Source organism: Streptomyces sp. ISL-87, assembly GCF_018614095.1.
GTDB lineage: Bacteria > Actinomycetota > Actinomycetes > Streptomycetales > Streptomycetaceae > Streptomyces.
This window is the reverse complement of the sequence record NZ_JAGGOY010000130.1, coordinates 1-3,994: the sequence shown is the minus strand read 5'-3', so window position 1 is coordinate 3,994 and position 3,994 is coordinate 1. Positions and strand designations below refer to the sequence as shown.

Annotated in this window: 3 protein-coding genes; 1 reads left to right on the top strand and 2 read right to left on the bottom strand. The window is 67.5% G+C overall.

The annotated features are described in order from the left end of the window. The first annotated feature begins 140 nt into the window (after positions 1–140). Entirely contained in the window at positions 141–1,949 is a 1,809-nt protein-coding gene (locus tag J7I97_RS35460) for a bifunctional UDP-sugar hydrolase/5'-nucleotidase (RefSeq protein WP_214943915.1), read from the top strand. Between the two features lie 10 nt (positions 1,950–1,959). Here the strand turns inward: J7I97_RS35460 and J7I97_RS35455 are convergent, their stop codons facing one another. Both J7I97_RS35455 and J7I97_RS35450 read right to left on the bottom strand, forming a co-directional pair. Beyond that, a complete protein-coding gene (locus J7I97_RS35455; RefSeq protein WP_214943913.1) occupies positions 1,960–3,297 on the bottom strand; it encodes a lysine N(6)-hydroxylase/L-ornithine N(5)-oxygenase family protein in 1,338 nt (445 codons plus the stop codon). Then, positions 3,294–3,994: pyridoxal-dependent decarboxylase (locus J7I97_RS35450; protein ID WP_251059481.1), on the bottom strand; the 701-nt coding region annotated here is incomplete at its 5' end. The genes J7I97_RS35450 and J7I97_RS35455, both read right to left, overlap by 4 nt.

Sequence of the window (3,994 nt, the reverse complement as noted above, 5' to 3'; positions counted from 1 at the left end):
CGCCGCGCCGCCGTGTCGCCGACGTCGCTGCGGCCGGGGGGCCCTCAGTCATCGGATCGAAACCTGCTGGGGGTGTTGCGGCTTGTTACCCGTGGGTCAGAATCTACGCGCGTTGTTCACGCCTCAAAAGGGGAGATGGCATGGCGTTCGACCGTAGGACTTTTCTGGGCACCACGGCTGCGACGGGTGCGGCAGTGGCGTTGACGGGGGCCACGAGCACCCCGGCCGCCGCGCAGTCCGAGTCACCTGAGTCCAGGGGGCCGGGGCCGCGGACGTACTCGTTCACGGTGATGGGTACGACCGATCTGCACGGGAATGTCTTCAACTGGGACTACTTCACGGACAAGGAGTTCGACGACAAGGCGCACAACGACGTCGGTCTGGCGAAGATCTCGACGCTGGTGAATGAGGTGCGGGCGGAGAAGGGGCGGCGCAATACGCTGCTGATCGACGCCGGTGACACGATCCAGGGCACGCAGCTGTCGTACTACTACGCGAAGGTGGATCCGATCACCGCGCGTCGTGGTCCGGTGCACCCGATGGCGCAGGCGATGAATGCGATCGGCTATGACGCGGCGGCGCTCGGGAACCACGAGTTCAATTACGGTATTCCGGTGCTGCGGAAGTTCGAGGAGCAGTGCGATTTCCCGTTGCTGGGGGCGAATGCGCTGGACGCGAAGACGTTGCGGCCGGCGTTCGCGCCGTACAGCATGCACCGGGTGCGGACTCCGCACGGGCCTGATGTGAAGGTGGCGGTGCTGGGGCTGACGAATCCGGGGATCGCGCTCTGGGACAAGGCGAATGTTCAGGGGAAGATGACGTTCCCGGGTCTTGAGGAGCAGGCGGCGAAGTATGTGCCGAAGCTCCGGTCGATGGGCGCGGATGTGGTGATCGTGTCGGCGCATTCGGGTTCGAGTGGTACTTCGTCGTACGGGGATCAGTTGCCGTACATCGAGAATGCGGCGGCTCTGGTGGCGGAGCAGGTGCCGGGGATCGACGCGATTCTGGTGGGGCACGCGCACACGGAGATCCCGGAGTACCGGGTGAGGAACAAGGCGACCGGCAAGGACGTGGTGTTGTCGGAGCCGTTGAAGTGGGGGCAGCGCCTGACGCTGTTCGACTTCGAGCTGACGTGGTCGAAGGGCTGCTGGTCGGTGTCGAAGGTGTCGGCGAAGGTGCTGAACTCGAATACGGCTGTGGAGGACCCGAAGATCACGGGGCTGCTGTCGGATGAGCACCGCAAGGTCGTGGCGTACGTCAACCAGGTGATCGGTACGTCGACGCAGGCGATGTCCTCGGCGGACGGGCCGGTGAAGGATGTGCCGATCATCGATCTGATCAACCATGTTCAGGCGGAGACGGTGAAGGCCGCGATGGCGGGTACGGAGTGGGCGGCGCTGCCGGTGTTGTCGCAGGCGTCGTGTTTCTCGCGGACGGCGGCGATTCCGGCGGGGCAGGTGACGATCAAGGATGCGGCGGGGCTGTATCCGTTCGAGAACACTCTGGAGGCGCGGCTGCTGACTGGTGCGCAGCTTAAGGATTATCTGGAGTATTCGGCCAGGTACTTCGTGCGGACTGCGCCGGGTGATGTGGTGGACCCGGCGAAGTTGACGAACTCCGAGAGTGTTCCGGACTACAACTATGACGCTGTGTACGGCGTGTCGTACGACATCGACATCGCGCAGCCGGTGGGGTCCCGGATCTCGGGGTTGTCCTTCGAGGGGAAGGCGGTGGATCCGGCGGCGCGGTTCGTGTTCGCGGTGAACAACTATCGGGCTTCGGGTGGGGGGAATTTCCCGCATGTGCCGCAGGCCAGGCAGTTGTGGGCGAATTCGGATGAGATCCGGAACACGATCATTTCGTGGGTGAAGGCGAAGGGGACGGTTGATCCGGCTGGGTTCGCGTCGGTGGACTGGCGGTTGACGCGGGCCGGGGTGCCGGTCTTCTAAACGTTTCTTCTTAGGGGTGCTCGATCAGCGGGAGCAGTTCGCCTGCGGGTTGGGGGCGGGTGTGCTCCCGCTGTTCGAGGCCGAAGGTGGTGAAGGCGGTGCGCTGGGGCTGGGGGTAGGGCTCTTTGCCGGTGAGGGTGTTGAGGATGGCGGCGCTGCGCCAGGCGGCGAGGCCGAGGTCGGGGGCGCCGACGCCGTGGCTGTGGCGTTCGCCGTTCTGGACGAAGATGCTGCCGGTGACGGCGGGGTCGAGGATCATCCGGTAGCGGTCGTCGATGCGGGGGCGGCCCGAGGAGTCTTTGCGCAGGTAGGGGTCGAGGCCGGCGAGGAGTCGGCTGAGCGGTCGCTCCTTGTAGCCGGTGGCGAGGATGACGGCGTCGGTGGTGAGGCGGGAGCGGGTGCCTTGCTCGATGTGTTCGAGGTGGAGTTCGACTTTGGTGGTGGCGATGCGGCCGGCGGTGCGGACGCTGACTCCGGGGGTGAGGACGGTGTCGGGCCAGCCGCCGTGGAGGGTGCGGCGGTAGAGCTCTTCGTGGATGGCGGCGAGTGCGTGGAAGTAGCGGCTGTAGTCGGGGGTGAAGTGTTCGAGGCCGAGTTTGGAGTACTCCATGGGGGCGAAGGAGGGGGTGCGGGCGAGCCAGGTGAGGCGTTCGCGGCCGGCGGGGCGGGCGCGGAGCAGGTCGAGGAAGACTTCGGCGCCTGACTGGCCTGATCCGATGATGGTGACGTGGTCGGCGCCGAGGATCCGCTCGCGGTTGTCGAGGTAGTCGGCGGAGTGGATGACGGGGACGGTGGGGGCGTCGGCGAGGGGGCGCAGGGGTTCGGGGATGTGGGGGGCGGTGCCGATGCCGAGGGCGAGGTGGCGGGTGTAGGTGCGGCCGAGGGCTTCGGCTTCGCCGTCGGAGTCGAGTTGGGTGTAGTCGACTTCGAAGAGGTCGGCTTCGGGGTTCCAGCGGACGGCGTCGACTTGGTGGCCGAAGTGGAGTCCGGGGAGGCGGCCGGCGACCCAGCGGCAGTAGGCGTCGTATTCGGCGCGGTGGATGTGGAACTGCTCGGCGAAGTAGAAGGGGAAGAGCCGTTCTTTGTGCTTGAGGTAGCTGAGGAAGCTCCAGGGGCTGGCGGGGTCGGCGAGGGTGACGAGGTCGGCGATGAAGGGGACTTGGAGGGTGGCTCCTTCGATGAGGAGTCCTGGGTGCCAGCGGAAGTCGCGGCGTTGGTCGTAGAAGGCGGTGGCGAGTTCGCCTGCTCCTTGGTGGGGCAGTCCGTGGGCGAGGGCTGCGAGGGACAGGTTGAAGGGGCCGATGCCGATTCCGACGAGGTCGTGGGGTGCATCGAGCTGGGAGGTCATCGGTGGGTGCTGCCTTCCAGGAGGGTGACGAGGGTGTCCAGGTCCCGCGCTGTGGTGTGGGGGTTGAGGAGGGTGGCTTTGAGCCAGAGGCGGCCGTCGGCGGTGGCGCGGCCGAGTACGGCGGTGCCGTGGTGGAGGAGGGTGCGGCGCAGGGCGGCGATGTGGGTGTCGTCGGCGGGGGTGGGCCGGAAGAGCACGGTGCTGATGGTGGGGGCCGAGTGGAGTTCGAAGCGGGGGTGGGCGTCGAGGAGTTCGGCGAGGTGGTGGGCGGTGGCGCAGGTGTGGTCGATGAGCTGGGCGAGGCCGTCGCGGCCGAGGGCGCGCAGGGTGGTGGCGATTTTGAGGGCGTCGGCGCGGCGGGTGGTGCGCAGGGAGCGGCCGAGGAGGTCGGGGAGGCCGGCTTCGGTGTCGTCGGTGGCGTTGAGGTAGTCGGCTTGGTGGGCGAGCGGGGCCAGTAGGGCGGTGTCGGGGACGGCGAGGAGGCCTGCGGCGATGGGTTGCCAGCCGAGTTTGTGGAGGTCGAGGGTGATCGACCGGGCGCGGTGGAGGCCGGCGAGTTTGTGGCGGTGGCGGGGGCTGAGGGCGAGGAGGCCGCCGTATGCGGCGTCGATGTGGAGGTCGGCGCCGTGGTGGTCGCAGAGGTCGGCGATGGGGGTGAGGGGGTCGATGAGTCCGGCGTCGGTGGTGCCGGCGGTGG